This is a genomic window from Brevibacterium sp., from assembly GCF_031179145.1.
Lineage (GTDB): Bacteria > Actinomycetota > Actinomycetes > Actinomycetales > Brevibacteriaceae > Brevibacterium.
Window position 1 is genome coordinate 23,806 of record NZ_JAPSIB010000012.1, and the last position, 23,728, is coordinate 47,533.

General features: G+C 66.5%; 23 protein-coding genes. 6 read left to right on the top strand and 17 right to left on the bottom strand.

Going from position 1 to position 23,728, the window contains the following annotated elements:
- Positions 1-18: 18 nt before the first annotated feature.
- Both RIT73_RS10140 and mmsB read right to left on the bottom strand, forming a co-directional pair.
- On the bottom strand, positions 19-813 hold the full coding sequence (locus RIT73_RS10140) for a YggS family pyridoxal phosphate-dependent enzyme (RefSeq protein ID WP_309131953.1): 795 nt from the start codon (positions 811-813) through the stop codon (positions 19-21).
- A 211-nt stretch (positions 814-1,024) separates the two neighbouring features.
- Positions 1,025-1,930 (bottom strand): 3-hydroxyisobutyrate dehydrogenase, encoded by a 906-nt coding sequence (gene mmsB / locus RIT73_RS10145; RefSeq protein ID WP_375294994.1) that lies wholly within the window; start codon positions 1,928-1,930, stop codon positions 1,025-1,027.
- 132 nt (positions 1,931-2,062) lie between these two features.
- On the opposite strand from mmsB, the gene RIT73_RS10150 reads away from it, so the two are divergent.
- Positions 2,063-2,938: a LysR family transcriptional regulator gene (locus RIT73_RS10150; protein WP_309131955.1), complete on the top strand. Its 876-nt coding sequence runs from the start codon at positions 2,063-2,065 to the stop codon at positions 2,936-2,938.
- Between the two features lie 5 nt (positions 2,939-2,943).
- On the opposite strand, the gene RIT73_RS10155 is transcribed toward RIT73_RS10150, so the two are convergent.
- The 7 genes from RIT73_RS10155 to rpmB form a co-directional block, all read right to left on the bottom strand.
- Entirely contained in the window at positions 2,944-3,690 is a 747-nt protein-coding gene (locus RIT73_RS10155) for a 3-hydroxybutyrate dehydrogenase (protein ID WP_309131956.1), read from the bottom strand.
- A 51-nt stretch (positions 3,691-3,741) separates the two neighbouring features.
- Positions 3,742-5,094, bottom strand: a complete 1,353-nt coding sequence (locus tag RIT73_RS10160; protein ID WP_309131957.1) for an MFS transporter — start codon at positions 5,092-5,094, stop codon at positions 3,742-3,744.
- Positions 5,095-5,406: 312 nt separating this feature from the next.
- Positions 5,407-7,467, bottom strand: a complete 2,061-nt coding sequence (locus RIT73_RS10165; RefSeq protein ID WP_309131958.1) for a cytochrome c oxidase assembly protein — start codon at positions 7,465-7,467, stop codon at positions 5,407-5,409.
- Between the two features lie 349 nt (positions 7,468-7,816).
- Positions 7,817-8,104: an HU family DNA-binding protein gene (locus RIT73_RS10170; RefSeq protein WP_113903018.1), complete on the bottom strand. Its 288-nt coding sequence runs from the start codon at positions 8,102-8,104 to the stop codon at positions 7,817-7,819.
- Between the two features lie 69 nt (positions 8,105-8,173).
- The gene (gene rpsN, locus RIT73_RS10175) at positions 8,174-8,479 is read right to left on the bottom strand and encodes a 30S ribosomal protein S14 (protein WP_309131959.1); all 306 of its coding nucleotides are present in this window, start codon (positions 8,477-8,479) and stop codon (positions 8,174-8,176) included.
- 6 nt (positions 8,480-8,485) lie between these two features.
- Positions 8,486-8,653, bottom strand: a complete 168-nt coding sequence (rpmG, locus tag RIT73_RS10180) for a 50S ribosomal protein L33 (protein WP_375294995.1) — start codon at positions 8,651-8,653, stop codon at positions 8,486-8,488.
- Entirely contained in the window at positions 8,653-8,889 is a 237-nt protein-coding gene (gene rpmB, locus RIT73_RS10185; RefSeq protein WP_309131960.1) for a 50S ribosomal protein L28, read from the bottom strand. The genes rpmG and rpmB overlap by 1 nt, the downstream gene beginning before the upstream one ends.
- 661 nt (positions 8,890-9,550) lie before the next feature.
- Between rpmB and RIT73_RS10190 the strand changes: the two genes are divergently transcribed.
- Positions 9,551-10,411, top strand: coding sequence for a protein kinase (locus RIT73_RS10190; RefSeq protein WP_309131961.1), 861 nt, complete (start codon positions 9,551-9,553; stop codon positions 10,409-10,411).
- On the opposite strand, the gene RIT73_RS10195 is transcribed toward RIT73_RS10190, so the two are convergent.
- Positions 10,396-11,202, bottom strand: coding sequence for a GntR family transcriptional regulator (locus RIT73_RS10195; protein WP_309131962.1), 807 nt, complete (start codon positions 11,200-11,202; stop codon positions 10,396-10,398). The two genes, RIT73_RS10190 and RIT73_RS10195, sit on opposite strands and share 16 nt — an antisense overlap.
- A 183-nt stretch (positions 11,203-11,385) precedes the next feature.
- On the opposite strand from RIT73_RS10195, the gene RIT73_RS10200 reads away from it, so the two are divergent.
- From RIT73_RS10200 to RIT73_RS10215, 4 genes are read left to right on the top strand one after another with little or no spacing between them, the layout of a single operon-like run.
- Positions 11,386-12,306, top strand: a complete 921-nt coding sequence (locus tag RIT73_RS10200; RefSeq protein WP_309131963.1) for a ribokinase — start codon at positions 11,386-11,388, stop codon at positions 12,304-12,306.
- 33 nt (positions 12,307-12,339) lie between these two features.
- Positions 12,340-13,041 carry a deoxyribose-phosphate aldolase gene (gene deoC / locus RIT73_RS10205; protein WP_309131964.1) on the top strand — a complete coding sequence of 234 codons (702 nt, stop codon included), beginning with the start codon at positions 12,340-12,342 and terminating at the stop codon, positions 13,039-13,041.
- Positions 13,042-13,086: 45 nt separating this feature from the next.
- A complete protein-coding gene (locus RIT73_RS10210) occupies positions 13,087-14,055 on the top strand; it encodes a nucleoside hydrolase (RefSeq protein WP_309131965.1) in 969 nt (322 codons plus the stop codon).
- Positions 14,056-14,090: 35 nt separating this feature from the next.
- Positions 14,091-15,485: an MFS transporter gene (locus tag RIT73_RS10215; RefSeq protein WP_309131966.1), complete on the top strand. Its 1,395-nt coding sequence runs from the start codon at positions 14,091-14,093 to the stop codon at positions 15,483-15,485.
- A gap of 303 nt (positions 15,486-15,788) precedes the next feature.
- On the opposite strand, the gene RIT73_RS10220 is transcribed toward RIT73_RS10215, so the two are convergent.
- The 7 genes from RIT73_RS10220 to RIT73_RS10250 all read right to left on the bottom strand — a co-directional run bounded on the left by RIT73_RS10220 (position 15,789) and on the right by RIT73_RS10250 (position 23,669).
- Entirely contained in the window at positions 15,789-16,868 is a 1,080-nt protein-coding gene (locus RIT73_RS10220; RefSeq protein WP_309131967.1) for a patatin-like phospholipase family protein, read from the bottom strand.
- 245 nt (positions 16,869-17,113) lie between these two features.
- Positions 17,114-18,589 (bottom strand): dihydrolipoamide acetyltransferase family protein, encoded by a 1,476-nt coding sequence (locus RIT73_RS10225; RefSeq protein ID WP_309131968.1) that lies wholly within the window; start codon positions 18,587-18,589, stop codon positions 17,114-17,116.
- Positions 18,590-18,605: 16 nt separating this feature from the next.
- Positions 18,606-19,580, bottom strand: a complete 975-nt coding sequence (locus RIT73_RS10230) for an alpha-ketoacid dehydrogenase subunit beta (protein ID WP_309131969.1) — start codon at positions 19,578-19,580, stop codon at positions 18,606-18,608.
- Positions 19,580-20,734 carry a pyruvate dehydrogenase (acetyl-transferring) E1 component subunit alpha gene (pdhA, locus tag RIT73_RS10235; RefSeq protein ID WP_309131970.1) on the bottom strand — a complete coding sequence of 385 codons (1,155 nt, stop codon included), beginning with the start codon at positions 20,732-20,734 and terminating at the stop codon, positions 19,580-19,582. Before pdhA ends, RIT73_RS10230 begins: the two co-directional genes overlap by 1 nt.
- 381 nt (positions 20,735-21,115) lie before the next feature.
- Positions 21,116-22,630 (bottom strand): hypothetical protein, encoded by a 1,515-nt coding sequence (locus RIT73_RS10240; RefSeq protein WP_309131971.1) that lies wholly within the window; start codon positions 22,628-22,630, stop codon positions 21,116-21,118.
- Positions 22,627-23,427, bottom strand: coding sequence for a hypothetical protein (locus RIT73_RS10245; protein ID WP_309131972.1), 801 nt, complete (start codon positions 23,425-23,427; stop codon positions 22,627-22,629). The genes RIT73_RS10240 and RIT73_RS10245 overlap by 4 nt, the downstream gene beginning before the upstream one ends.
- Positions 23,424-23,669 carry a hypothetical protein gene (locus RIT73_RS10250; protein WP_309131973.1) on the bottom strand — a complete coding sequence of 82 codons (246 nt, stop codon included), beginning with the start codon at positions 23,667-23,669 and terminating at the stop codon, positions 23,424-23,426. The genes RIT73_RS10245 and RIT73_RS10250 overlap by 4 nt, the downstream gene beginning before the upstream one ends.
- Positions 23,670-23,728: the final 59 nt, after the last annotated feature.

Genomic DNA, 23,728 nt, shown 5'->3' on the forward strand with positions numbered 1-23,728 from the left:
GCTGCTCGCGGGTGCCGCTCATTGGGTCGGGCGGGCTCCGAAGACGCTGGAGCCGACGCGGACCATCGTCGCGCCCTCCTCGATCGCCAGCTCGAAGTCATTGCTCATGCCCATCGACAGCTCGGTCGCCTCGGCGGGCAGGACCCCTGCGTCGATGAGGCGGACGCTGAGCTCTCGCAGATCCGAGTAGCTGGGACGGATCTCCTCGGGCGTCTGCCCGGGCAGACCGATCGTCATCAGGCCGCGCAGCCGCAGGCGCGGGAACTCGCGAACAGCGGCGACGAGCTCCTCCGCGTTCTCGGGAGCGACTCCGAATTTCGATTCCTCGCGTGAGGTGTTGACCTGGACGAAGATGTCGCAGGTCTGGTCGAGGACGTCAAGGCGATTGCTGATCTTGCGCGCGAGTTCGAGGCTGTCGACGGACTGGATGCAGTCGGCATGGCGCAGAGTGTGGTTGACCTTGTTCTTCTGCAGCGGTCCGATGAGATGTGCCTGATGGGGGATGTCGGCGAGCGCATCGGCCTTGCCGACGAGTTCCTGCACCTTGTTCTCTCCGATGAGGGTGAACCCGTGTTCCAGTGCGACCCGGATCTTCTCCGGTGGCTGGGTCTTGGTCGCCAGCATGATTGCCACTTCGGCAGCCCGGCGTCCGCTCGCCTCGGCGGCAGCCGCTGCTCGGGAGGCCACATCGTCGAGATTGCTCCGGATGGAGTTCGCCTCCTCGGAGGGAAGAGACGCAGGGGTCTCGCCGGAGGGGGACGGCGTCGGTTCGGAGGTGTGTCCAGAGGCAGGGGTGGGATCGACTGAGTTCATGGGCCCATTTTCCCATGGCCGTCGCGTGGATTCAGCGAAACGCTCGGCCCGGCTGTCAATGGCGAGCGGACCGCTTTCCGCCCACAGCACGGTTTCGAGAATCGAGCGGACCGCGGACCCTCGAGGGCTGAGGCTTCAGCCGGGACTGTCGAGGGTAAGCGGTCCGCTCGAGGAATCTGGCTGCGGCCGGTCCTCTCGAGGCTCATGCGGATCAGTTCGGCAGGCCCTCGGCATTGGGGTCGATGTTGCGGATGAGCGCGGTGGTGTCGAGACCGGCGAGGTCGTCGTCGAGGAGCTTCTGCAGCTGGGCGTAGACGAGCTCGGCCGCAGGCAGGTCGACACCCTGGGATTCGCCTCCGGCGAGCGCGAGCCCCACATCCTTGTGCATGAGAGCTGCGGCGAAACCGGGCGCGAAGCCGTTGTTCGACGCCGAAGTCTCGGTCACGCCCGGAACCGGGTACCAGGTCCGCAGCGGCCACGAGTCACCGGAGGAGACCTTGGCGATGTCGTAGAAGGTCTTCGGGTCGAGCCCGAAGCGCCGCGCGAGCACAGCGCCTTCGACGACGCCTTCGAGGCTGATCGCGAGCATCATGTTGTTGACGATCTTCGCTGCCTGGCCGGCGGCTTCTCCACCGGCGTGGAAGATGTTGCCGGCCATCGGCTCGATGAAGGGTCTCGCCTCGGCGACGTCCTCGTCGCTGCCGCCGAGCATGAAGGTCAGCGTTCCAGCCTCGGCGCCGGTGACGCCACCGGAGACCGGGCCGTCGACGAACCGGAACCCGGCCTTCGCCGCTTCCTCGTGGAGGACGCGGGCGGAGTCGAAGTCGATCGTCGAGGAGTCGACGAGCAGGGTCTTCGTATCAGCGTGAGCCAGGACCCCGTCGTCGCCGAGGTAGACGGCGCGGGCATGCTCACCCTTGGGCAGCATCGTGAAGACGATATCGGTGCCGGCGACCGCCTCGGCGAGGGAATCCACTGCTTTCACGCCATGTTCGGCAGCCGCGGCGACCGCTTCGGTCACGACGTCGAAGCCCTGGACAGTGTGTCCGGCTTCGACCAGGTTCGCAGTCATCGGCCGGCCCATGTTGCCGAGGCCGATCCATCCAATCGTCGACATGTTATGCCTCCTTGCATCGGGGATTGTCGTGTTCCTCTTCACATTACGCCAGGCATGCGCGAACGCCGGCGGGACGACGAGCATCTCTTCTGCACCGAATATGTGCGTCGATGCAGATAAAATGGGAACACCATGCCCTCACATGCACCAGGTGGTTCCCGTTCGCAGATCTCTCCCGAGGATCTGCTCACCCTGCTCGCCGTCGCGAGGTTGGGGAAGTTCACCGCCGCCGCTCACAGCCTCGGCCTCAACCACACAACGGTGTCGCGGCGCATCTCCGCGCTCGAGAAAGCCTACGGCGAGAGGCTCCTCGTCGCCTCCCCCGACGGGTGGGAGCTGAGCGCGGCCGGGCGCGAACTCCTGCCCGTGGCGGAGGACATCGAAGCTGCCCTGGGGCGCATCGGCAACCGCGGGAGTGCCGCGCTGTCGGGAACCATCCGCCTGGCCTGCCCGCAGGCATTCGCCCTCGAGTACGCCGTCCCTGCGCTGACGCGGCTGCAGTCCCGGCATCCGCGCCTGCAGGTCGAGCTGCTGACGGTGACGCAGCGCGCCCGGCAGTATCGGTCGGGGGTCGACATCGAGGTCGTCGTCGGGAAGCCCGACGCCCCGCGCAGCGTCGCCAAGCACCTCCGCGACTACCGGCTCCAGCTCTACGCCTCGCAGGAGTACATTGACGCCCACTCGATGCCGACGAGCCTCGAGGACCTGGCAGGTCACCGGCTCATCTACTACATCGAGCACTCCCTGCACGTCGACGACCTCGACGAGGCGGCCGAAGCTCTGCCGCGCGGTGCGGGCTTCTTCCGGTCCACCTCGGTGCACGCCCATGTCCTCGCGACCTCGAATTCGGTGGGGATCGGGATCCTGCCGGACTTCCTCGCCCGGCACAACAGCCGCCTCGTCCAGCTGCTGCCCGACCAGTTCTCGAAGCCGGTGTCGTACTGGGCCTCGGTCCGGCACGAAGCGCTGCGCAATGTCGGTGTGCGCAGCGTCCTCGAGGCGCTCTAGCGCGCCTAGGCCGCGGTCCAGCCTCCGTCGATGCTGTGCGCGCTGCCGTTGACCACGGCGGCGGCATCGCTGACGAGGAACAGGGCGAGTTGTGCGACGTCCTCGGGTTCGGCGAGCCTCGGGACCGACGAGTGGCCGAGGAACACCTTCTCCAGCACCTCGGCCTCACTGATGCTGTTCGTCTTCGCAAGCTCCGCGATCTGGCCCTTGACCAGCGGCGTGAGCACATAGCCGGGGTTGATCGCATTGCACGTCACCCCGTGCGGACCCGCTTCGAGCGCGGTGGTCTTCGTCAGTCCCATCAGCCCGTGCTTGGCTGCGACATAGGCCGATTTGTGCGGCGAGGCGCGCAGCCCATGCACGGAGGAGACGTTGACGATCCGGCCCCACCCCTTCTCGTACATGCCGGGCAGGGCCGACTTCGTCAGCACGAACGGCGCCTCGAGCATCAGAGTGCTGATCAGGCGCCACTCCTCGAGCGGGAAATCGATGAGGGGGTGGATGCGCTGAATGCCGGCGTTGTTGACGAGGATGTCGACGTCGAGGTTGACCTTCTCCAGCGCCGAGGTGTCGGTCAGGTCGACGCCCCACGCCTCGCCCTCGAGGGCCTCGGCGACGGCCGTCGCGTCGGCGGCGTTGACGTCGGCGACGATGACGTGGGCTCCCGCGTTCGCGAATTCCTCGCACATCGCCTTGCCCAGGCCTGAGGCGCCGCCGGTGACGAGAGCGCGCTTCCCGGTCAGATCAGTCATCTGTCTCCTCCATGTCCGGTTCGGGGTCACTCCCTGCCGAGCGTACTGCGGTCATGGTCTGCCCACGCCTCGGCGATCACGGTCGACCTGATCGAGCGAGTGGAGGTCGATCCCCTTGGTCTCTCGGGTGAACACCAGTGCGACCATCGAGATCACTGCCGCAATCAGCAGGTAGATCGCGATCGGCACGGACGAATCGAACCGGTCGAGCAGCGCGGTGGCGATGATCGGGGCGAACGAGCCGGCCACGATCGCCGTCACCTGGTAGCCCGTGGACACGCCGGAGTTGCGCATCCGGGTCGGGAACATCTCCGCCATGATGGCCGGCTGGCCCGCATACATGAAGGCGTGGAACAGGAGCCCGAGAAGCAGAGCGAGGAAGATCATCAGCCCGTTCGCGGTGTCGTACATCGGGAAGGCGAAGAAGCCCCACGAGGCGGTGAGCACGATGCCGATGCCGTAGGGCAGCTTGCGCCCGACTTTGTCGCCCATGGCACCGACGAACGGCACCAGCACCGCGTGGAGGGCATGGGCGCCGAGCAGCAGACCGAGGATCTCGCTCGACGTGATCCCGACAGCCACCGCCAGGTACGTGATCGAGAAGGTGACGACGAGGTAGTAGTGGATGTTCTCGACGAATCGCAGACCCATTGCGGTGAAGACCTCACGCGGGTAGCGCTTGAACACGGCCTTGACACCGTAATCGACGCCCTCTTCGACCTCGAGCTGAGCCTGTTCGAAGATCGGCGCATCGGTGACGCGTGTCCGGATGTAATAGCCGATGAGCACGATGACTGCGGAGAGCCAGAACGCCACTCGCCAGCCCCAGGAGAGGAAGTCCGCTTCGCTCAGAGTCGAGGTGAGGAGGAACAGGACGCCGGTGGCCAGCAGGTTGCCCAGCGGCACTCCGGACTGCGGCCAGGAGGACCAGAATCCGCGTTCCTTATCGGGGGAATGCTCGGCCACGAGCAGGACGGCGCCACCCCACTCTCCGCCGACGGCGAAGCCCTGGACAATGCGCAGCAGCACGAGCAGGATCGGAGCGAGGTATCCGATCTGGTCGAAGGTCGGCAGGCAGCCCATGAGGAACGTCGCCACTCCGACAAGGATGATGGACAGCTGCAGCAGCTTCTTGCGCCCGTACTTGTCCCCGAAGTGTCCGAAGACGATGCCTCCGACCGGACGGGCGATGAAACCGACCGCATAGGTGGCGAAGCCGAGCAGGATCGGCGTCAGCGGGTTGTCCGAGGGTGGGAACAGAATGAAGTTGAACACCAGTGTGGCGGCTGACCCATAGAGGAAGAACTCGTACCACTCGACGACGGTTCCGGCCATCGAGGCGACGACGACCTTGCGCAGCTGCGAGCGGATCGACTTCCTCTCGGCGCTGTTCGAAGAACTCATGACTCTCCTTGGTTTCCACGATCCGCCACGTCATTGTCAGGGCGGATCGTACCGACTGCCGGGAGGACACCTCGCGGTCCGCGTCCATGCGGTCACGAGGAGCACCGCTCGTTCCGAGCGACCCGGCGAATATGATCCAGACAACAGTCTGCGTCATCTCACCAGGTTTGTGGCGATCTCGACGCCAACGATCCGAGAACCTCCTGAGCAATCATGCACAGCAGGTGTGCTTGTCTGTGCCGGGTGAGCGCGACGGGCCCTTCCGCGGCTCGCCCGACCGGTCCCCAGGTGCGTCGTGTCGAGGAGGTGCGGCTACCGGCGGGTCTCGGTGTCGCGAGCGGCCATCTTCTGAAGCATCTCGTTGTAGGCCCGCAGCTCCGAGTCGTCGGTGCGCGCCTCACTGCGATCGACGCGTTTGGCCTCCCTGTCCGACGACGTCGCCCACTGCATCGCGACCATGATGGCCACGAACAGGGTCGGGATCTCGCCGATGCCCCAGGCGATCGCACCGCCCTCCTGCTGGTCCTCGATCGCCGTGTAGCCCCAGTCGGCACCGATGTTGCCGAACCAGTCGCCCTCGATGAGGACCTCCGAGCTCATGAGCGAGATGCCGAAGAACGCGTGGAATGCCATCGTGATGAGCAGCGTGAGCAGCCGCAGCGGATACGGGTAGCGCTTGACGCCGGGATCGATGCCGATGAGGGCCTGGCCGAAGAGGTACCCGGCCCCGAGGAAGTGGAGAATCATCAGTTCGTGCCCGATGTGCGTGTCGAGGGCGTACCACATGATCCCCGAGTAGTAGAAGACGATGAGGGATCCGGCGAAGTTCACGCTGGCCACGATGGGGTTGGCGAAGAATCGCAGCCACGGAGTGTGGACGAGCCACAGAACCCACTCCCGGATTCCGCGCGAGCCGTCGGTGCGCGGGGTGGTGGCGCGCATGAGCATTGTGATCGGGGCACCGAGGACCATCGGCAGCGGCACCACCATGACCAGGAGCATGTGCTGGATCATGTGCGCGGAGAATTGGACTTCGCCGTAGACCCGGGCCCCGCCCGAGGTGACGTAGAACAGGAGGACCATGCCCACCAGCCAGCTGACCAGGCGCAGCACCGACCAGGAGTCACCTCGGCGGCGGAGGCGGACGAAGCCTGCGACATACGCGATCGCCAGCCCCACGGAGATCACGACCCACAGCGGGTCGAGCGACCATTCCGTGAAGTACCGGGCGAAGGTCGGTGGCGGCGGGAGAGGCTCTCCGGTCAGGATCTGGGCCGGGGTGGGATCGCCGACCGGCTCCTGCGGCACCGGCGGCTGGGACCGGGACAAGGCCACAGCCAGCCCCATGGTGGCGCCGAAGATGACGAACTCGACGACGATGAGACGCCAGAACTCAACCCGCGCCGAGGCGGCCGCGGCGAGCCGTCGGATGACGAAGCGACGGTGCCAGAACCCGATCAGACCGAGCAGGATCGTGGCGAACGACTTGGCGAGGATGACCATCCCGTACGGGGTGGTGAGATCGTCGAGGTCGTGGACGCGCAGAGAGGCGTTGACGACTCCGGAGAAGGCGACGAGGGCGAAGGCGAAGAGCGCGAAGGAAGAGTACCGTTCGATCACGGCCGGCAGCTCGGCCGAGCGGGCGAGCTTTGCGCCGAGCAGGGCGATGACGAACAGACCACCCAGCCACGCGGTCACGCCGAGGAGGTGGAGGCCGATGCTGTTGACCGCCTGCGTGTGGCCGGACGCGGCGGAGGAATGCCCCATCAGCGCCAACGGGATCATGGCGCCGACGCCGAGGACGGCGGCCAGTGCAATCCCCGGGTAGGAGCGGGAGCCGAAGCAGATCACCGAGGCGATGGCGACGAGGCCGACGATGAGGACCCACAGCTGACCGAATGCGATCTGTGTGAGGAAGACGCCGAGCTGGCCGGAGAAGTCGAGGTACGCCTGCGCGCCGACCGTATCGGCGAAGGTGAGGACGAGGACCGCAGCGGCGGATACGGTCCAGACGACGGAGGACACCTCGGCGATCTTCAGCGCCTTCTCCCACAGCGGGTGGGGCGCCGGCACCGGGTCGCCCTCCTCACTGCGCCCGCCTTTTCTCCCGACCTTGCGTCCCTGAGTGCGCGGAAGGATGAGGAGGGCGAACATCAGGGCGCCGAGGGTCAGTGACATCGCGAGATTGAAGACGAACTTCGCGGCCGGCAGCCCGAAGCGGACGGAGGGACCCGGGTCGTTGAGGAGCGTTGCGTCGGCGGCACCGGTGTAGAGCATCGCGGCGGTCCCGGCGATCAGCCCGGCGAGGACGACGAGCGGGACGGCGGCACGGGAGGCGAACCGGGTGACCGGTTCGACGGACACAGAGCTCACGCGACTGTGCTCACTGAGTTCGACGTGAAAGTTCGCGTTGCGTCCATGCTTCCAGGGTAGCTCTCGGCCCTGAGTGTCAGCCAACCATCAGGGGCGGACGTGGCCGATATCTCGCACCCGCCTCGGCGAGTGACCGCAATGGGCGCAGTGGTCGCCCAACGGTCCCAGTGGTCGCCCAATGCCCGACTTCGCCGCGTCGGTCCCCCCTTATAGCTGGGGCCACCGGGGCCGCGTGGGGCAGCGGAGCTGTCGGAACCTGCGCCGCAACGCCGGACAGGCGGCTGAATAGACGGAATGACCCGAACCATGCGGTTCGGGTCATTCCGTCAACACTTGACTCAGCCGAGGATCACTCAGGACTGCCGGCAGCAGCCTTGAGCTTGGAACCGGCGGACAGCTTCACGGAGTAGCCGGCCTTGATCTGGATCTCTTCACCAGTCTGCGGGTTACGTCCCTTGCGAGCGGCGCGTTCGGTGCGCTCGACTGCCAACCACCCGGGGATGGTGAGCTTTTCGCCCTGGGCGACGACGTCGGAGAAGACATCGAAGACACCATCGAGAACGTCAGAGACCTGCTTCTGGGTCAGGCCCGACTTCTCGGCAACTTCTGCTACGAGCTCACTGCGGTTCTTAGCCATAAAAGTGTCCTCCTTAGGACAAGTCGGTAGGTTACCGGTCCGTTTATCCGGTAACGAACTTCCTCGAGATTACCAGCTGGACTTGGTGATGCCCGGCAACTCGCCGTTGTGCGCCATTTCGCGGAAACGCACACGGGAGAGGCCGAACTTGCGCAGGTAACCGCGGGGGCGACCGTCCACCTGGTCACGGTTGCGGACGCGAACCGGCGAAGCGTCGCGCGGAAGCTTCTGCAGGCCGAGGCGTGCCTCTTCCCGCTGCTCGTCGGTGCTGTTGGGCGACACGAGCTGCTTCTTGAGAGCGAGGCGACGCTCTGCATAGCGCTCGACGATGACGCGACGCTGCTTGTCGCGTGCGATCTTTGACTTCTTAGCCATGCGGGATCAGCGCTCCTCTCGGAAATCGACGTGCTTGCGAACAACCGGGTCGTACTTCTTGAGCACGATGCGATCCGGGTTGTTCCGGCGGTTCTTGCGAGTCACGTAGGTGTACCCGGTGCCGGCGGTCGACTTCAGCTTGATGATGGGACGAACGTCCTGAGTCTTAGCCATCAGAGCTTCACTCCCTTGGCGATGAGTTCGGTGACCACGGCATCGATTCCGCGCACGTCGATGACCTTGATGCCCTTGGCGGACAGGTTAAGGGTGACGTTGCGTCGCAAGGACGGCACGTAGTAGCGCTTTTTCTGAATGTTCGGGTTGAAACGACGCTTGGTGCGACGCTTCGAGTGGGACACGTTGTGTCCGAAACCGGGGACTGCCCCGGTCACTTGGCAGGTTGCTGCCATGTCTCTCCTCCAGTTCACAAGTTACCGACTCTCGAAACAAGCACGTGCCACCAGATTCCTCCCGGTTCGCACAGCCATACGGCCGCGCGCCCGCCAAGATCTGACCGCGTCGCCTTGCGCCGATGTCGGAAGACATCAACAAATTTTCACGAAGCTGCCACATCGGATTCCCATCCGACGAGCCGGAACGGTGTCCGACGTGTGGCGTTCGCAATGAAAATTGTGTACGCCAAAACAGGTTTGCCCGTTCGGGCGAGATGTCTCACCAGCGCTGAAGCCGTAGCCTGTGAGAGATGGCCGAAGCTGGAGTGCAGCGGTGGGTGAGCACCATGTCATCTCGCAGCGGACAGTCGAGGACTCTCCGACACGACACAACAAGAGACAAGTCTACGGAGAATCCAGGCTCCAGAGCAAATTCACCCCATCTCACCCTCCCGGGACACCCAGCGCTGCAGAGCCGCGACACCCGGCGCCGCGGATCCGGGGCCCCAGCGACTCACATTCGGGGCACCCGGCGCTGCAGATCCCCGGGCACCCGGCGTTGCCGATCCCGGCGCTTCATCTGCGGGTTCCGCGGACTTCTTCTCCATGTTGCCCGCACTTCGATCTCGTGCCAAGGTAAGGAGATGATTGCCACCACCCCTGGCACTCTGGAGGACCGATGAGCGACGTTCCACCGAGGCCGCGAATTCGTCCCGCGACCAGCGATGACTGGCATCGGGACCGAACAGAACGATCAGGCCACGACGTGCCGCAGGGCCGGGATTCCGCGCCGAGCGGGGCGGAGTTCGACGACTCGACCTATTACGAGTACATGCAGCGGCACACCGGCGACTTCCCCGTCTCCCGCACTCGCACCGCGCTGGCAGCTCCCTACACTCCGCAGTCGGACACCGGGCCCGCCGGCGCCCCGGGCAGTGTTCCCCCCGAGCTCGCGCACTCGGCCCCGCCGTCGAAGAAGCGGACGGGCCTCAAGGTCGTCACGGTCATCGTCTCCATCGTCATCGTCCTGGCCCTGCTGGCCTTCTTCGGTGTGAGGTGGCTGGCTCCATCGACGGGCACCATCCCGGTCGACGTCAACGGCAGCGAAGGCCAAACGGCCTCCCCTTCCCCGTCCGAGGTGCTGATCCAGCCGAGCGCGAGCCCCGCGGAGCAGTTGGCCGGGTATGCCGATGACGGCGCGAAGAAGGCGACGGACCTCGAGGGCAGCTGGGTGACCCAGCTGAGCGCGAAGAAGTCGGGGATGCAGGCCGACGGGAAATCGTGGTCGGCGCAGGACATCCTCAACGAGTACGAAGCCAACCGCGTCAAGTATCCCGGCGCGATCCTCATCCGCAGCGGCGACTGGGGCTCGTACAAGGACGGCGGGTATCTCGTCACCGTCATCGACACGCCCTATCGCACCCCCGATCAAGCACTCGACCAGTGCCGGTCCTGGGGCCTCGACCGCGATCACTGCCTGGCCAAGCGCCTGGTCAAGGATGGCAGCCACGAGAACAACAGCGCTTACCTCGACGGCTGAGGAGCTGGGCGGGGAGCCTTCCGTGAGAGCACCGAGGTCACTCGCAGCCGTGAGCTGTTGATCCAGACGTCCGAGTACTCGACTGCCCGGCCATCGCCGAGGTAGCTGACCTGCTGCAGGTACTGCACCGGGCTGCCCACTGCGACCTGCAGCGCCGAGGCGACCGCCTCGTCGGCAGCCTCGGCGATGAAAGTGCGCCGTGCGGTGGCGACGCTCAGGTCGAACTCCGTCTCCAGGGTCCCGAACAGGCTCGCCGACGTGAAGTCCGTCGTTTCGATCCCCGGCGCCAGATCCGCCCTGACGATGTTGACGAGGTAGGCGACGGGACCGTCGGCCGTGGCCCGAATGCGCTCGAGGTGCAGGACTTCGCTCTGCGGCGCGATGTCGAGCAGGGCCGCGACAGGTCGCGGAGCGATGGTCAGACGGCAGTCCTCGACGATCACGTCCGTGACGATTCCCCGGGCGGAGAAGTCTTCGGACAGGGTCGTGAGTTCCTGCGCAAGCGCCGGTTCCAACTCGGCGGCGGTGACGAAGGTTCCCTTCCCGCGGATCTGCACCAGCAAGCCCTCGGCGATGAGGGTCCGCAGCGCCCGGCGCAACGTACCGCGGCTGACTCCGAGGTCTTCGGCCAGTTCGGGCTCGGGCTTGAGCCGGTAGTGGACCGGCCACTCCCCCGCGCCGATGCGGTCGCGGATCGCCTCGGCGATCTGCACATGCAGGGGCACCGGTGTCGAACGGTCCAAGCGTGAGGAAACCCCTTTGCCCTCGATGCCGGTCACGTCATTCTCCATTCTTGTCTCCGTTTGTCTACTCATTCCGCCGGGTCTCCTCGCCTGCCGCTCAGTCTACTCAGCAGTCACCTGAGGCCGGTGAATGCTGGGCGAAGGACCGTCCGGAGCGCGTTGTTGACAGGAATCTCGGCAGGCCCTAAGTTCTCCTATTGTAGTGGACATATATGTACATGAGGAGGCCCGGTGAACATCGCTGTAGTCGGTAGCTACGGAGTGGGTGTCACGATGCGCACTGCGCGTGTTCCCGATCCTGGGGAGACGATCTCGGGCGGCGAGCTGAGCACCGGTCACGGCGGCAAGGGCTCGAATCAGGCCGTCGCAGCGAGCCGCCTCGGCGCCCGGGTCTCGTTCCTCACCGCCGTCGGCGATGACGCCGCGGCGTCCTCGGCGATCGAGCTGTGGGAGGACGAAGGGATCGACGCCTCGGGCGTCGTCCGGATCCCGGGCGCGGCCACGATGACGGGGATCATCCTCCTCGAATCCTCTGCCGAGAACCGCATCATCATCGCCCCGGGAGCGCTCGATTCCCTGAGCGCTGCGGACGTTGCCGCGCGGGAAGCCGACATCGCCGCTGCCGACGCCCTGATCGTCTGTCTCGAGATTCCGCTCGACGCCGCTCGCGAGGCGCTGCGGATCGCCCGCGGCGCCGGCATCCTCACCGTCCTCAATCCCGCACCGGCGCGCGAGATCCCCGCCGAGATGCTCCGCGACGTCGACATCCTCACCCCCAACCTCACCGAGGCTCAGGTGCTGACCGGGGACCACGCCGCCTCGGCGCCCGAACTGGTCGAGCGCCTACAGGAGCTCACGGGGTCCCGCGTCGTCCTCACGATGGGTGATCAGGGCAGCCTCGTCGCCGACGACTCAGGCGTCCACCGGATCGATCCGGTGACCCCCGAACACGTGGTCGACACCACCGGGGCGGGCGACTCGTTCACGGCCGCGATCACGGTCGCCGTCCTCGAGGGCGACTCGCTGCACGCTGCCGCCGCCCGCGCGGCCTCCGTCGGCGCCCACGTGGTCGCTCGGCACGAAGTCATCCCCGCTCTTCCGCACCGCTCCGAGCTCGACCAGGATCTCTGGCCGCCGCTCCCACCCACCTGATCCACCACACAGCCGACAGAAAGCAGAGCATCAATGACCCGCCCCGACTTCCGCAGCATGCAGGCCCGCGAACTCGCACCGTTCATCCAGCACACCAAGATCGCAACCGGCATCACCCGAGACGAGATCGTCGCCCACGCCGAGGAGGCCGCTGAGTACGGCTTCGGCGCGGCCATGGTCCCCGGCTCCTGGGTGAAGACGGTCGCCGAGGTGCTCGCCGGCACGGGTGTGCCCGTGGCCTCAGCCCTCGACTTCCCCACCGTCGGAGTGACGACGAGCGCGGGCAAGGCCGCTGAGGCTGCCGAGCTCGTCCGCCTCGGCGCCGGCCAGATCGACATCGGCGTCCAGATCGGCTGGCTCAAGAGCGGGGACTTCGACGCCTTCCGCGACGACATCGCCGGAGTCGTGGACGCCGCGGGCGTGCCGATCAAGGTCATGCTCGAACTGCCGCTGCTCACCGAAGCGGAGCGTGAAGCCGCCGTGGAGCTGAGCATCGAGGCCGGTGCGAAGTACCTCAAGAACGCCAGCAGCGGGCAGATCGAAACGGCCAGCCCGGCCAACATCCGCTTCCTCGTCGAGCGGGCCCCCGAAGGCGTCCTCGTCAAGGCCTCCGGTTCGATCAAGGGCTACGAGCAGACGATCGAACTCCTCGAGGCCGGAGCCGCCTGCGTCGGCACCAGCGCCGGCATCGAGATCGTCACCGACACCTCGAACGAGACCACCAGCAGCTACTGACTGCCTCCCGCGCCCTCACCGCAGAGGGATGGAAAGGACACACCCATGACACGTCGACTCATCCTCGACACCGACACCGCCCAGGACGACTGCGTCGCCCTGCTCGTGGCTCTGCTCGACTCCCGGGCCAGCCTTGAGGCCATCACGATGGTCGCCGGCAACGTCGGCTTCGACCGCCAGGTCCACAATGCCTTCCTGACGCTGGCCGCGACCGGTCACCTCGGCGAAGTTCCCGTCCATCTCGGCTGCGAACGACCACTGGTGCGCGAGTGGGTGTCGGCCGAGAACGTCCACGGAGACGGAGTCGGGGGAATGAGCATCGATCTGGGTGACTGCGGCCCCGAGGCCGAGCACGGTGTCGATGCCCTCATCCGCATCGTCAACGACAATCCCGGTGAGATCGACATCGTCGCGATCGGGCCCCTGACCAATGTCGCGATGGCCGCGGTCAAGGACGCCGACTTCGCGAAGAACGTGCGGTCCCTGGTGATCATGGGCGGGTCCAACAACGGGCGCGGGAACATCACGGCCGCCGCCGAATTCAACTTCTACGTCGACCCCGAGGCGGCCGCCACGGTCTTCGCCGCCGGCTTCGACATCACCGTCGTGCCGTGGGCACCGCTGACGCTCAACGACGCCGTGTTCGGCGCGGACCGGCTCGAGCAGATCGCGACGATCGACACCCCGCTGGCGCGGTTCTTCATGAAGGTGTGCGCCGCGACCCTCGAATTCGACGAAGCGGTGGGCATCCCCGGCACCACCCACCCGGACTCGCTGTCCGTCGCCGTGCTGCTGGATCCCGAACTCGTCATCGCCGCGGCCGACTACAACGTGCAGATCGAGACCGGCTCGGAGCTGACCCGCGGTTACTCGGCGATGTCCTGGGGCGTCCACGACCTCGAACCGAATGCCCGCGTCATCGAGGCCGTCGACGGCCAGGCGTTCTTCGACCTCATCTGCTCCATCCTCTCCACCGAGGTGAGCCCGCAGCGCGCGATCGCAGGCCTCCAGTGAGCGGCGCAGGTTCCTCCGGGGGCGCAGGGCCGGCTGTGAGCACCTCCAGCGTCGAGTCGAAGCATGAGATCCGCCCGCCACTGGTGCTGACCGCCCTCGTCATCGCCGTGGCGAGCTTCCAGCTCAATGCGACGATGCTGGCCCCGGCCATCGGCGTCATGGCCGAAGAGCTCGACACCGACATCGCCACGATCGGTCTCTCGGCAACGGTCTTCTCCTTCGTCACGGCTGTGGCCGGCCTGTTCTGGCCTCCGCTCAGCGACATCATCGGGCGGAAGAAGGCCCTGGTGATCTCCACCGGGATCCTCACCCTCGGCAGCCTGGTCGCGATGCTCGCGGTCAACGTGCCGATGCTCATGGTCGGCCGCGCCATGCAGGGAGCCTGCGGGGCGACCTTCGCGCTCTCGTTCCTGGTCCTGCGCGAAATCGTCGACACGAAGCGGTTCGGTCGCTACGTCGGCATCATCACTGCGATCAACGCGGGTGTGGGCGGCGTCGACACACTGCTCGGAGGACTGATCGCGGACTGGATCGGTTTCCGCGGCATCTTCGGCCTCACCCTGGTTCTCGAGGTCCTCGCCTTCTTCATGCTGATCCGGTGGACGCCGGAAGTGCGGGCGCTGAAGAGCGGCCGCATGGACTGGTGGGGAATCGGCGCCCTGACGATCGCTCTCGTCGGCATCAACCTCGGCCTCACCATGGCCTTCGCGCCCGGCGGTCTGGCCTCGTGGAAGACCTGGCTGGCCTTCGCGGTCGCGGTCGCAGCACTCATCGGATTCCGCATCGCAGAGGGACGGGTCGCCCATCCTCTCCTGCCGATCGAGGCGATCACCGACCGCGGGGTCTGGGGTCTGCTCCTGACGACATTCTGCACTCTGGCGTCGAGCTTCTCCGTGCTCGTCTTCGTCATCCCGGCTCTGACGCAGGATCCGCAGTCGGGATTCGGGCTGAGCTCGACCGCCTCGGCGCTGCTCTTCCTCATGCCGTACTCGCTCCTGGGCTGGGCCAGCGCACCGTTCTTCGGAAGCCTGGCACCCCGTCTGGGCTACCGTCTGGTCCTGCGTGTCGGGCTGTTCGGCAGCCTGATCCTCACCGCGCTGATGGTCCTCGGCGTCGAGAACCAGATGACGCTGGCGCTCGTCGTGTTCTTCATGGGCGCGACGTATTCGGCGGCTGCCTCGTGTGCGCTCAACGGTCTGGGCATCATCTACGCGCCGGCCTCACACCCGGGCATTCTTCCGGGAATGAACTCGGCCGCGTTCAACTTCGGTGCCGCGGTCGGCATCGGCATGATGTCGGTCGTCATCGCGAACTCTCCGGGAATCGACGGCTACCGCAACGCCCTGATCCTCGCGACCGTGCTCACCGGCCTGGCTCTCGCGTTCTCCTTCGTGCTGCCCGGCAAGGTCTCGGCCGAAGAGAAGGTGTAGAGGCGGGGGCCGCGGCCGCGGTTTTCGGGATGCCGACGGGACGGCCCGGCAACCGTAATTCGCCCATGCGCCCGCAGCCGCCGAACGTATGACGCTCCGGCAGTTGCAGATCGCCCCCGCGCCCGTCGGGCACCCCGTTGGCTTCGCTGAACGCCGCGGCAACTGCAATACGCCCCGTTGCGACGGGGCGTATTGCGTCTGCACCGTCGTGGTGGCGAACAGCCCCCGTCGGCGTCACCTTCCGCCCGTCGACGTCGGCACAGAAGACGGCGGGCAAACAGCAATCTCAGGCGAACAGCCCGCTCAGGTCCACAGCTCACTCAGCGCCTCGGCGACTCTTCTGCCCTGGGCGAATCCGGCCCGAGCGGCCGTGGGCCGATAGGCGGCGTTCATCGCATTGGCCCCGAAGAGGTGCTCGTCGTCTTGATCCGGGAAAAGGGTGCGCACCTGACTGCCGCCCTCCTGTAGCTCCTCCGTCTGGCTGGCCAAGTCGGTGCGCCAATCTTTTGGGTGCAGTGAACGGCCACCAAAAGGGGCGAGAACCACGACGGTTCCACATCCCCGCGCCAATCCGGCGTTCTCGCCTCGCAGGTAGCCTCCGTCGATGAAGTGGTCATCGCCGATTCGATACGCAGGACCGCTCGAGCAACTCGCTGCGACGGCGTCGATGAGATCGATGCCGCTGTGGCGGTCGAAGACGGCTCCCTGCCCCGTGCGAGCGTTGACGGCGGTCACAGCGACCGTCCCGTCCGGCCAGGCATGGTTTGGCAGGCGGGACGAGACGATGTCTCTCCATCTGGATTGCCAGTCCTCGTCGGCGCGTTCGATGGCAGCCGCGCCGATCCGACGTCGGAAGACGCCCGCGTCGGCGGATTCGGAGACGAGCGAAAGCAGCGCGTCCAGATGCTCGTTCACCGTCCGAGCCACCGGCGCCCTCTCCGGCGGCTTGCGGACAGACGGTGACTCCCCAGTCGACCGCCCCGAATCCGGTGTCGCGTCGGCCGACTGGACTGACGATCGTGTCGGCGTTCCTGCCTGAAGCTGCTTGGGCGGCGCTGCCACAGTGAGGGAATACAGCTCGGGCACAGCGGCGCCGGAGATCTGCGCGGCTGCGGTCGATCCGGCGGAGGTGCCGACGGTCAGATCAGCCCCGGTCAGATCCAATCCGGCGTCGAAGCAGCCCGCGAGCACGCCGATGAGCCAGGCGTTGCCTGTCGACCCACCGCCTCCGAGCACGAGCGCGCGACCATGCACGGCCTCGATTCGGGATGTCGCGTCGAGCGCCGGACGGCACGATGTGCCCTGCGCCAGGGCCGGGTCGTGGTGAGCGTGGAGCGGCGAGCAGGATGCCGCAGAATCGGCTTGAGGAGAATGTGCGTTCATGGGAGTCGCCTTTCGAAAGTGCCTGATCGGCGCTCCCGAGAGCGACTACTGCTGTCGCCCGATCGTGGACGGAGAGGGAGCGCCCACGGTGTACATTGCGGACATGGGTCTCACCTCCTGACAGAAGAATCACGATCGTCGTCAACTATACATCTCGACAGATGCAGAACGCCCCGTTGCAACGGGGCGTTCTGCGTCTTCACCGCAGAGTTGGCGACCGGTCCATTCGCGGGGCCGCAGCCGAGTCACGCGAGCAGCAGGCTCGGGTCTTCGAGGCCTCGACCGACATCGGCGAGGAACTTCGAGATGATCTCCCCGTCGACCACCCGGTGATCGGCGCTGACCGACAGCGTCGTGATGTCGCGCGGGACGATCTCGTCGCCGACGACCCACGGGCGCTTGCGGATCTGCCCGAAGGCGAGGATCGCGGCCTCCCCCGGATTGATGATCGGCGTTCCGGCGTCGACGCCGAACACTCCGACGTTCGTGATGGTGATCGTCCCGCCCGCCTGATCCGCAGGAGGGGTCTTCCCCGACCGCGCCAGGGCAGTCAGGCCCTGAATGCTCTGCGCGAGCTCGGTCAGCCCCATCGACTGCGCGTTCTTGATGTTGGGCACGATCAGTCCGCGCGGGGTCGCCGCGGCGATCCCCAGATTCACGTACTTCCTGACGACGATCTCATCGCCTTCGAGGCACGAGTTGATCCGCGGATTGCGCGCCGCCGCCCAGGTCACAGCCTTCGCCACGAGCAGCAGAGGTGAGACCTTGACGTCCTCGCCGAGGAACTTCGTCGATTTGAGCCGACGCACGAAGTCCATCGTCGCGGTGACATCGACGTCGAGGAATTCGGTGACGTGGGGCATCGTGAACGCAGAGTCGACCATGGCCTTCGCCATCATCTTCGTCACGCCCTTGAACGGGATCCGCTCCTCGAGCTCCGCCGTCGATCCTCCACCCGCCGAGGCGACTCCCGCATCCGCGGACACAGCTGTCGATGCTTCCTCGGCAGCACCCGAGCGCTGCGCTGCCGCCTGCACGTCGTCGCGGGTGACTTCGCCCCGTGTGCCGGTGGGTGCAATCGAGCCCAGGTCGATGCCGAGGTCCTTGGCGAGTCTGCGCACCGGAGGCTTCGCCAAGGGCTTACCCGCCGAGGTGGTCGCCGGCTCCGGCGGGGCCGCGGCTGAGGCGGTCGACTTCACCGTCTGCGCGGCAGTCGTCGGCGCGGGTGCGGTTGCCGCTGATGCCTGGGTCGGTGCGGAGGAAGCAGCATCCGGGGCCGGAGCTGTCGCGCCCCTGCGCGGGCGACGCTTCGACGATGCTGCTCGGGCTCCGTATCCCACGAGCGTCGCACCGCCGTCCTCGTCCGCGCCTGCAGCGCCGCCCTCAGCAGCTCCGCCGGAAGCCTTGGTGGCAGCTCCGCCCGAAGTCTTGCCGGCGGCTGCGCCGGGTGCCGCACCATCGGACGCGGCACCCGAGCTCGAGCCATCCCCGCCGAAGCGGATGATCGGGGTGCCCACCTCGACGGTCTGGCCCTCTTCGACCAGAAGGGCGTCAACGAGTCCGGCCTGCGGGCTGGGGAGTTCGACGAGCGATTTCGCGGTCTCGATCTCGACGAGGATCTGATTGACGGTCACGGTGTCGCCGGCAGCGACCTTCCAGGACACGATGTCGGCCTCGGTCAGGCCCTCACCGACGTCAGGAAGTGGGAATTCGTTGCTCATTCATTCTCTCCTGAGGTCAGTAGGCCAGTGCCCGGTCGACACCATCGAGGATGCGATCGAGGTCGGGCAGGTAGTGCTCTTCCATCCGCGAGGCGGGGTACGGGATGTGGTACCCGCCGACGCGCAGCACCGGGGCTTCGAGGTTGAAGAAACAGCGTTCCGAGATGCGCGCGGCGATCTCCGACCCGAGGCCCAGGAAGGTCGGGGCCTCATGAGTGATGACAAGCCGACCGGTCTTCTTCACCGATTTCTCGATAGTGGCGAAGTCGATCGGGTTGAAGCTGCGCAGGTCGATGAGCTCGATGCTCTTGCCCTCGTCGGCTGCTGCCGAGACGACGTCCTGAGCGGTCGGCACCAGCGGGCCGTAGGCGATCAGGGTGAGGTCCGTGCCCTCGTTGACGACTCGCGCCGAGTGCAGGTCGAGCCCCCGTTCCTTCGTGTCGACGTCCCCGCGCTGCCAGTAGCGGCGCTTGGGTTCGAAGAACATCACCGGGTCCTCGCTCCTGATCGCGTCCTGGATCATCCAGTACGCGTCGTGGGAGTTCGATGGTGAGATCAGCCGCAGCCCCGCATGGTGGGCGAACAGCGTTTCGGGACTCTCCGAGTGGTGTTCCGGGGAGCCGATGCCGCCGCCGTAGGGCACGCGGATGACGAGCGGAACCCGCTCCTTGCCCAGCGTGCGGTTGTGCAGCTTGGAGAGCTGCGTGACGATCTGGTCGTAGGCCGGGAAGATGAAGGCGTCGAACTGGATCTCGATCACGGGGCGGTAGCCGCGGATGGCCATGCCGATCGAGGTGCCGACGATTCCGGACTCCGCAAGAGGGGAATCGATGACCCGCTGCGGACCGAAGTCCTTCTGCAGGCCCTCGGTGACGCGGAAGACGCCACCGAGCTTGCCGATGTCCTCACCAATGAGGACGACCTTCGGGTCGTCCTCCATGGCCTTGCGCAGTCCCGCTGTGATCGCTTTGGACAGCGGAAGCTTCTCCATCAGGCCTCACCCGCATCGGCGAACGAGGCGTGGTAGGCGCGGAACTCCTCCCGCTCCTCATCGACGAGAGGGTGGGGTTCAGCGAGGACGTGGGCGAACATCTCTTCAGGGTTCGGATCCTCCATGGTCATGCAGTTGTGGCGGATCCGGGCGGCAAGGGTGTCGGCCTCGGCGTCCACCTCGGCGAAGAACTCTTCGTCGGTGTCGGTGTGCTTGTCCAGGTAGGCCTTGAGGCGGGTGATGGGATCGCGGTCCTCCCAGATCTCCTCTTCGGCCCGATCGCGGTACTTCGTCGGGTCGTCGGCGGTGGTGTGGGCACCGCGGCGGTAGGTGAAGGCCTCGATGAGCATCGGGCCGTTGCCCGAGCGGACGGAGTCAAGGCTGGCGCGCGCCACGGAGTACATGGCGATGATGTCGTTGCCGTCGACCCGGATTCCGGGGACGCCGAAGCCCTCGCCGCGCTTGCACAGCGGTGCCGCAGTCTGAACGTGGGTAGGCTCGGAGATCGCCCACTGGTTGTTCTGGCAGAAGAACAGGACGGGGGCGTGGAACGCTCCCGCGAAGGTCAGGGCTTCGGAGACGTCACCCTGCGAGCTTGCTCCGTCGCCGAAGCAGGCGATCGCGACCGTGTCGCGTTCGAGGTCGTCGGTTCCGACGTCACCGTCGAGTGCGACACCCATCGCGTATCCGGTGGCGTGGAGCGTCTGCGAGCCGATGACGATCGTGTAGGTGTGGAAGCGATGCTCCTGCGGGTCCCAGCCGCCGTGGTTCTGACCACGGAAGATGCCGAGGAGGGTTTCGGGTTCGACGCCGCGGGTGTAGGCGAGACCGTGCTCGCGGTAGGTCGGGAAAACGAAGTCCTGCGGGCGGGCGGCCCTGCCCATTCCGATCTGGGCTGCCTCCTGACCGAACAGGGGCGCCCAGAGACCGAGCTGTCCCTGACGCTGGAGAGCCGAGCCCTCAGAGTCGATTCGACGCACCAGGACCATGTCCCGGTAGAACCCGCGCAGGTCCTCGTCGGTGAGTTCTGCGGCGAAGGCGTCGTATTCGCCGGAGGCGACACGGTTGCCGTCTTCGGTGAGCATTTGGATCATCCGAGGCTCCGAGGACTGACTGTGGGCAGTCCCCGCTCCTACTGAAATGTTGGAGGTCATTTCAGTTCTCCTTTGTTCAAGGTCCAACAGCACCGGAGGTGACCAGCGGTGGACTCGTTTCGTCGGGCCAGTGACTCTGGTGGGAGTCCTCGCCCTTGAGTGATGAGCTTCACAAGTATTCCTACGATAACGAATCCGCTCGCTGGGCGCCACATCAGCGGTGTGCGCCGGGTGCCGTCTGGTCAGGTCGTCCCCAGCCTATGGGGCGAATTCCACCCGTGTGGTCCCCGGCCAAAGGCCTGGGTGGCGAATTGTCGATCGCCGCTGAGTTGCGTGGGTATCCGACCAATGCACTTCCGACGACCGCAGTTCCCACCGTCGCCGAGGTGAGCCACCGTCGGTCCGCCCGGGCACGACGTCGTCGCTCCACCTCGGCGCCGGTCAATGACGTTTGCGTTTGCCCTGGTAGTCCTTGGTGTCTTTGAGGTCGCCGGAGAAGAACCCGGAGTTCCTGTCCGTGAATCGGCGGAGGTCGGGATGACCGGCCCGGGCCATCAGCGCGATCGACGCCGTGTAGGCGGCCGAGGAGTGGGCCGCACCGGCCGAGGCGAACTTCGCGTCGAATTCCGCATCGGTCATGTCGACGAGATTCGGGGCGCTGCGCAATGCCTGCGGATCGTAGTCGACGGTGATCGTCGACCACTTGTCGGTGGCGGGGTTCTCGTTGCCGTCGAGGTCGGGGACGAGATCCTGTTCGTGTTCGATCGACAGGACCTCGACGGACTCGTCAATGGCGAAGTCCGATATCGGCGCCCCGACGCTCACGAGCGCGGTGACGTTGACGTCGGCCAGGAACTCCGGGTCGGCGGCGAGAGAGCCGGCAGTGATCCCGCCTTGGGAGTAGCCGACGAGCATCACCTCCTCGGATCCGATTCCGGCGTCGGCGATCGCCTGCCGGACCATCTCGCGCATCACGGTGTCATTGCCCGCCATTCCCTGAACGTTCGTGGTCAGGTCCGTCGTGTTCGGCCCCGGCTCCGGGGACCAATCGGTGGTCGCCGGGATGTAGACGATGTAGCGGGTGCTGCCGTCGGGAGAGGCGATCTCTTCGATGCGCACCTGCCCGGAATCGACGCCGCGGTGGCGCCCGGCCTCCCGCACGTAGAGCTCGTCGATGTCCCTCGGCGGCTGGGTGGCAGCCGGAGTGATCCCGGCGGCTCTCCACACTTCGACGTCGGAGGGCAGGAGGAGGCCGAACATCGAGGCTCCGGCGAGCACCCATGCGGTCATCGAACCGGAGTCATGTGGCCACAGAAGGTGGTCGGCGTCGATGTCGAGGAGGGTCGGCGGCAGTCCCATGAAGCCGAGGACGAAGCCGGGCAGAACGTGCTCGATGACGGCTCCGGTGGCGTCGGAGTTCTCGAAGGCCAGCCTGATGAGATCCTCCTTCACCGCCGCCGCGGTCTGGCTGAGGTCGATGCCGAAATGCTGGGCGATGACGGTGTCGAGCCCGGTGACGTCGAGAAGCGTGACCGTCGCGGAAGCGGTGGCGGCCACGGCGACCCCGACGGGGATGAGCACGGGCAGGCTCAGCGCGAAGGCTCGCCCGGTCACGTATCCGAAGAAGTCGAGGAGGCCGCCGAAGGTCTCGCTGATCCCCTGCTCGGCCTGCCGGTAGGCCTCCGCTGCGGTGTGGATCGCGAGGATCGTGGCCTCGGCTTCGATGATGACGGCGGCCGACTGCTGGTGGACCAGGACTCGGCGGGCGTCGAGGTGGAGTGCGGTGACCGGTGCGGGAACCTGCGTCAGCAGCGTGGCGAGGTCGAAGTCGGCGACTGTGCTCTCGGCGAGCAGGTCATCGACCCGGTCGGCGATTCGTCGCAGGTGCACGGCGCACAGGTCGGCGCGGTCGTCGACTCGCAGCGCGGTGCCGCCGTGGGTGCGGGTGGCGATCATGTCCGAGCGCCTCGCACACCGACCGGAGGATGTGCCGCTGCGGCCGGAGCGGGCGGCTGTGCGGTCGGCGACTGCACCGAGGTGAAGCGCAGTCGGGTCAGCACTGAGGCGAAGAGAGTTCTGATCGCTTCAGCGCCCGCATCGACCTGTCGGTTCGCGCTGATCCCCTCACCGGTTCTCTCGAGCTCAGGGCGCAGCCAGCGGCCGTCTTGGCGCAGGAGGAACTCCATTCCACCCGGCCCGCAGGCGTGGAGGTAGGTGAGCGTGAGCACGCAGTCACGGTCGATGAGGGCGCTCAGCTCCTGGACTGCGGGCGCGAGTTCGTCCAAACTCAGGCGGCGCAGCAGCTGGAATCCGGAGAACTCATCGAAATCGACCCCGCGCAGAGCGAGAATCGCCAGCGCCGTGTGGTCATGGACCATCGCCTCGAGGTGCACGGCATCGGTGCCGGAGCTGATGACGAGGGTCATCCGCGCATCGGCGAAGTCGAGTTCGGCGGCGAAGCCGGTGAGCCAGGCCGTGAGAACGTCGGGGTCTCGACTCCGCTGCGGAGTCGGCACCGCCGTCGTCAGGCCTATGGGCAGCACCGGCGTCGATGCCGGTTCGTGTGCCGTGGAGTCGGCGTCGCCGACACTCTTCCGGCGGGCCGGTGCAGCGGCCTGAGAGGTGCTTCTCGGCGTCATCTCTGCCGGCCAGAGGCACTTGAGGCGAGCAGGCAGTCGAACGAGCCGCGCGAAGTCGACGGCGATCCACTTCGCACCGCCGCAGCTGTCACCCGGTTTCGCGGTGCTGGTCATAGCTGAAGCCGTCCTCCCACAGACACGACCTGCAGGTGCAGGTCATACGCCTCCGCGAGCCGATCCGCGCGGTCGGCGAGCGTGACGATCGAATCGGCGAGTCCCCCGAGCCGTTCCCGCAGGAGTCCCCCGGCCGGAGAATCCCAGACGTCGATCCGGCCGCATTCCTGTGCCAGTGATCTCAGCTCGTTCGCCCGGTGGAACCATTCGTCACGGTTGTGCGCCAGTTCGTCGGTGATCACTGCCCGTCCTCCCCCGCCCCGAGTGCCTTCAGAAGCTCCCAGTTCCTCCGGAAGCCCCC

Bases quoted from the DNA above. Each gene is read 5' to 3' on its own strand.
- RIT73_RS10155 (WP_309131956.1), bottom strand. From the start codon at position 3,690: ATGACTGATCTGACCGGGAAGCGCGCTCTCGTCACCGGCGGCGCCTCA.
- RIT73_RS10150 (WP_309131955.1), top strand. From the start codon at position 2,063: ATGCCCTCACATGCACCAGGTGGTTCCCGTTCGCAGATCTCTCCCGAG.
- rpmG (WP_375294995.1), bottom strand. From the start codon at position 8,653: ATGGCTAAGACTCAGGACGTTCGTCCCATCATCAAGCTGAAGTCGACC.
- RIT73_RS10140 (WP_309131953.1), bottom strand. From the start codon at position 813: ATGAACTCAGTCGATCCCACCCCTGCCTCTGGACACACCTCCGAACCG.
- RIT73_RS10220 (WP_309131967.1), bottom strand. From the start codon at position 16,868: ATGAACGCACATTCTCCTCAAGCCGATTCTGCGGCATCCTGCTCGCCG.
- RIT73_RS10240 (WP_309131971.1), bottom strand. From the start codon at position 22,630: ATGATCGCCACCCGCACCCACGGCGGCACCGCGCTGCGAGTCGACGAC.
- RIT73_RS10195 (WP_309131962.1), bottom strand. From the start codon at position 11,202: ATGGAGAATGACGTGACCGGCATCGAGGGCAAAGGGGTTTCCTCACGC.
- pdhA (WP_309131970.1), bottom strand. From the start codon at position 20,734: ATGACCTCCAACATTTCAGTAGGAGCGGGGACTGCCCACAGTCAGTCC.
- RIT73_RS10160 (WP_309131957.1), bottom strand. From the start codon at position 5,094: ATGAGTTCTTCGAACAGCGCCGAGAGGAAGTCGATCCGCTCGCAGCTG.
- RIT73_RS10230 (WP_309131969.1), bottom strand. From the start codon at position 19,580: ATGGAGAAGCTTCCGCTGTCCAAAGCGATCACAGCGGGACTGCGCAAG.
- RIT73_RS10190 (WP_309131961.1), top strand. From the start codon at position 9,551: ATGAGCGACGTTCCACCGAGGCCGCGAATTCGTCCCGCGACCAGCGAT.
- deoC (WP_309131964.1), top strand. From the start codon at position 12,340: ATGACCCGCCCCGACTTCCGCAGCATGCAGGCCCGCGAACTCGCACCG.
- mmsB (WP_375294994.1), bottom strand. From the start codon at position 1,930: ATGTCGACGATTGGATGGATCGGCCTCGGCAACATGGGCCGGCCGATG.
- RIT73_RS10170 (WP_113903018.1), bottom strand. From the start codon at position 8,104: ATGGCTAAGAACCGCAGTGAGCTCGTAGCAGAAGTTGCCGAGAAGTCG.
- RIT73_RS10225 (WP_309131968.1), bottom strand. From the start codon at position 18,589: ATGAGCAACGAATTCCCACTTCCTGACGTCGGTGAGGGCCTGACCGAG.
- rpsN (WP_309131959.1), bottom strand. From the start codon at position 8,479: ATGGCTAAGAAGTCAAAGATCGCACGCGACAAGCAGCGTCGCGTCATC.
- RIT73_RS10210 (WP_309131965.1), top strand. From the start codon at position 13,087: ATGACACGTCGACTCATCCTCGACACCGACACCGCCCAGGACGACTGC.
- rpmB (WP_309131960.1), bottom strand. From the start codon at position 8,889: ATGGCAGCAACCTGCCAAGTGACCGGGGCAGTCCCCGGTTTCGGACAC.
- RIT73_RS10245 (WP_309131972.1), bottom strand. From the start codon at position 23,427: ATGACCAGCACCGCGAAACCGGGTGACAGCTGCGGCGGTGCGAAGTGG.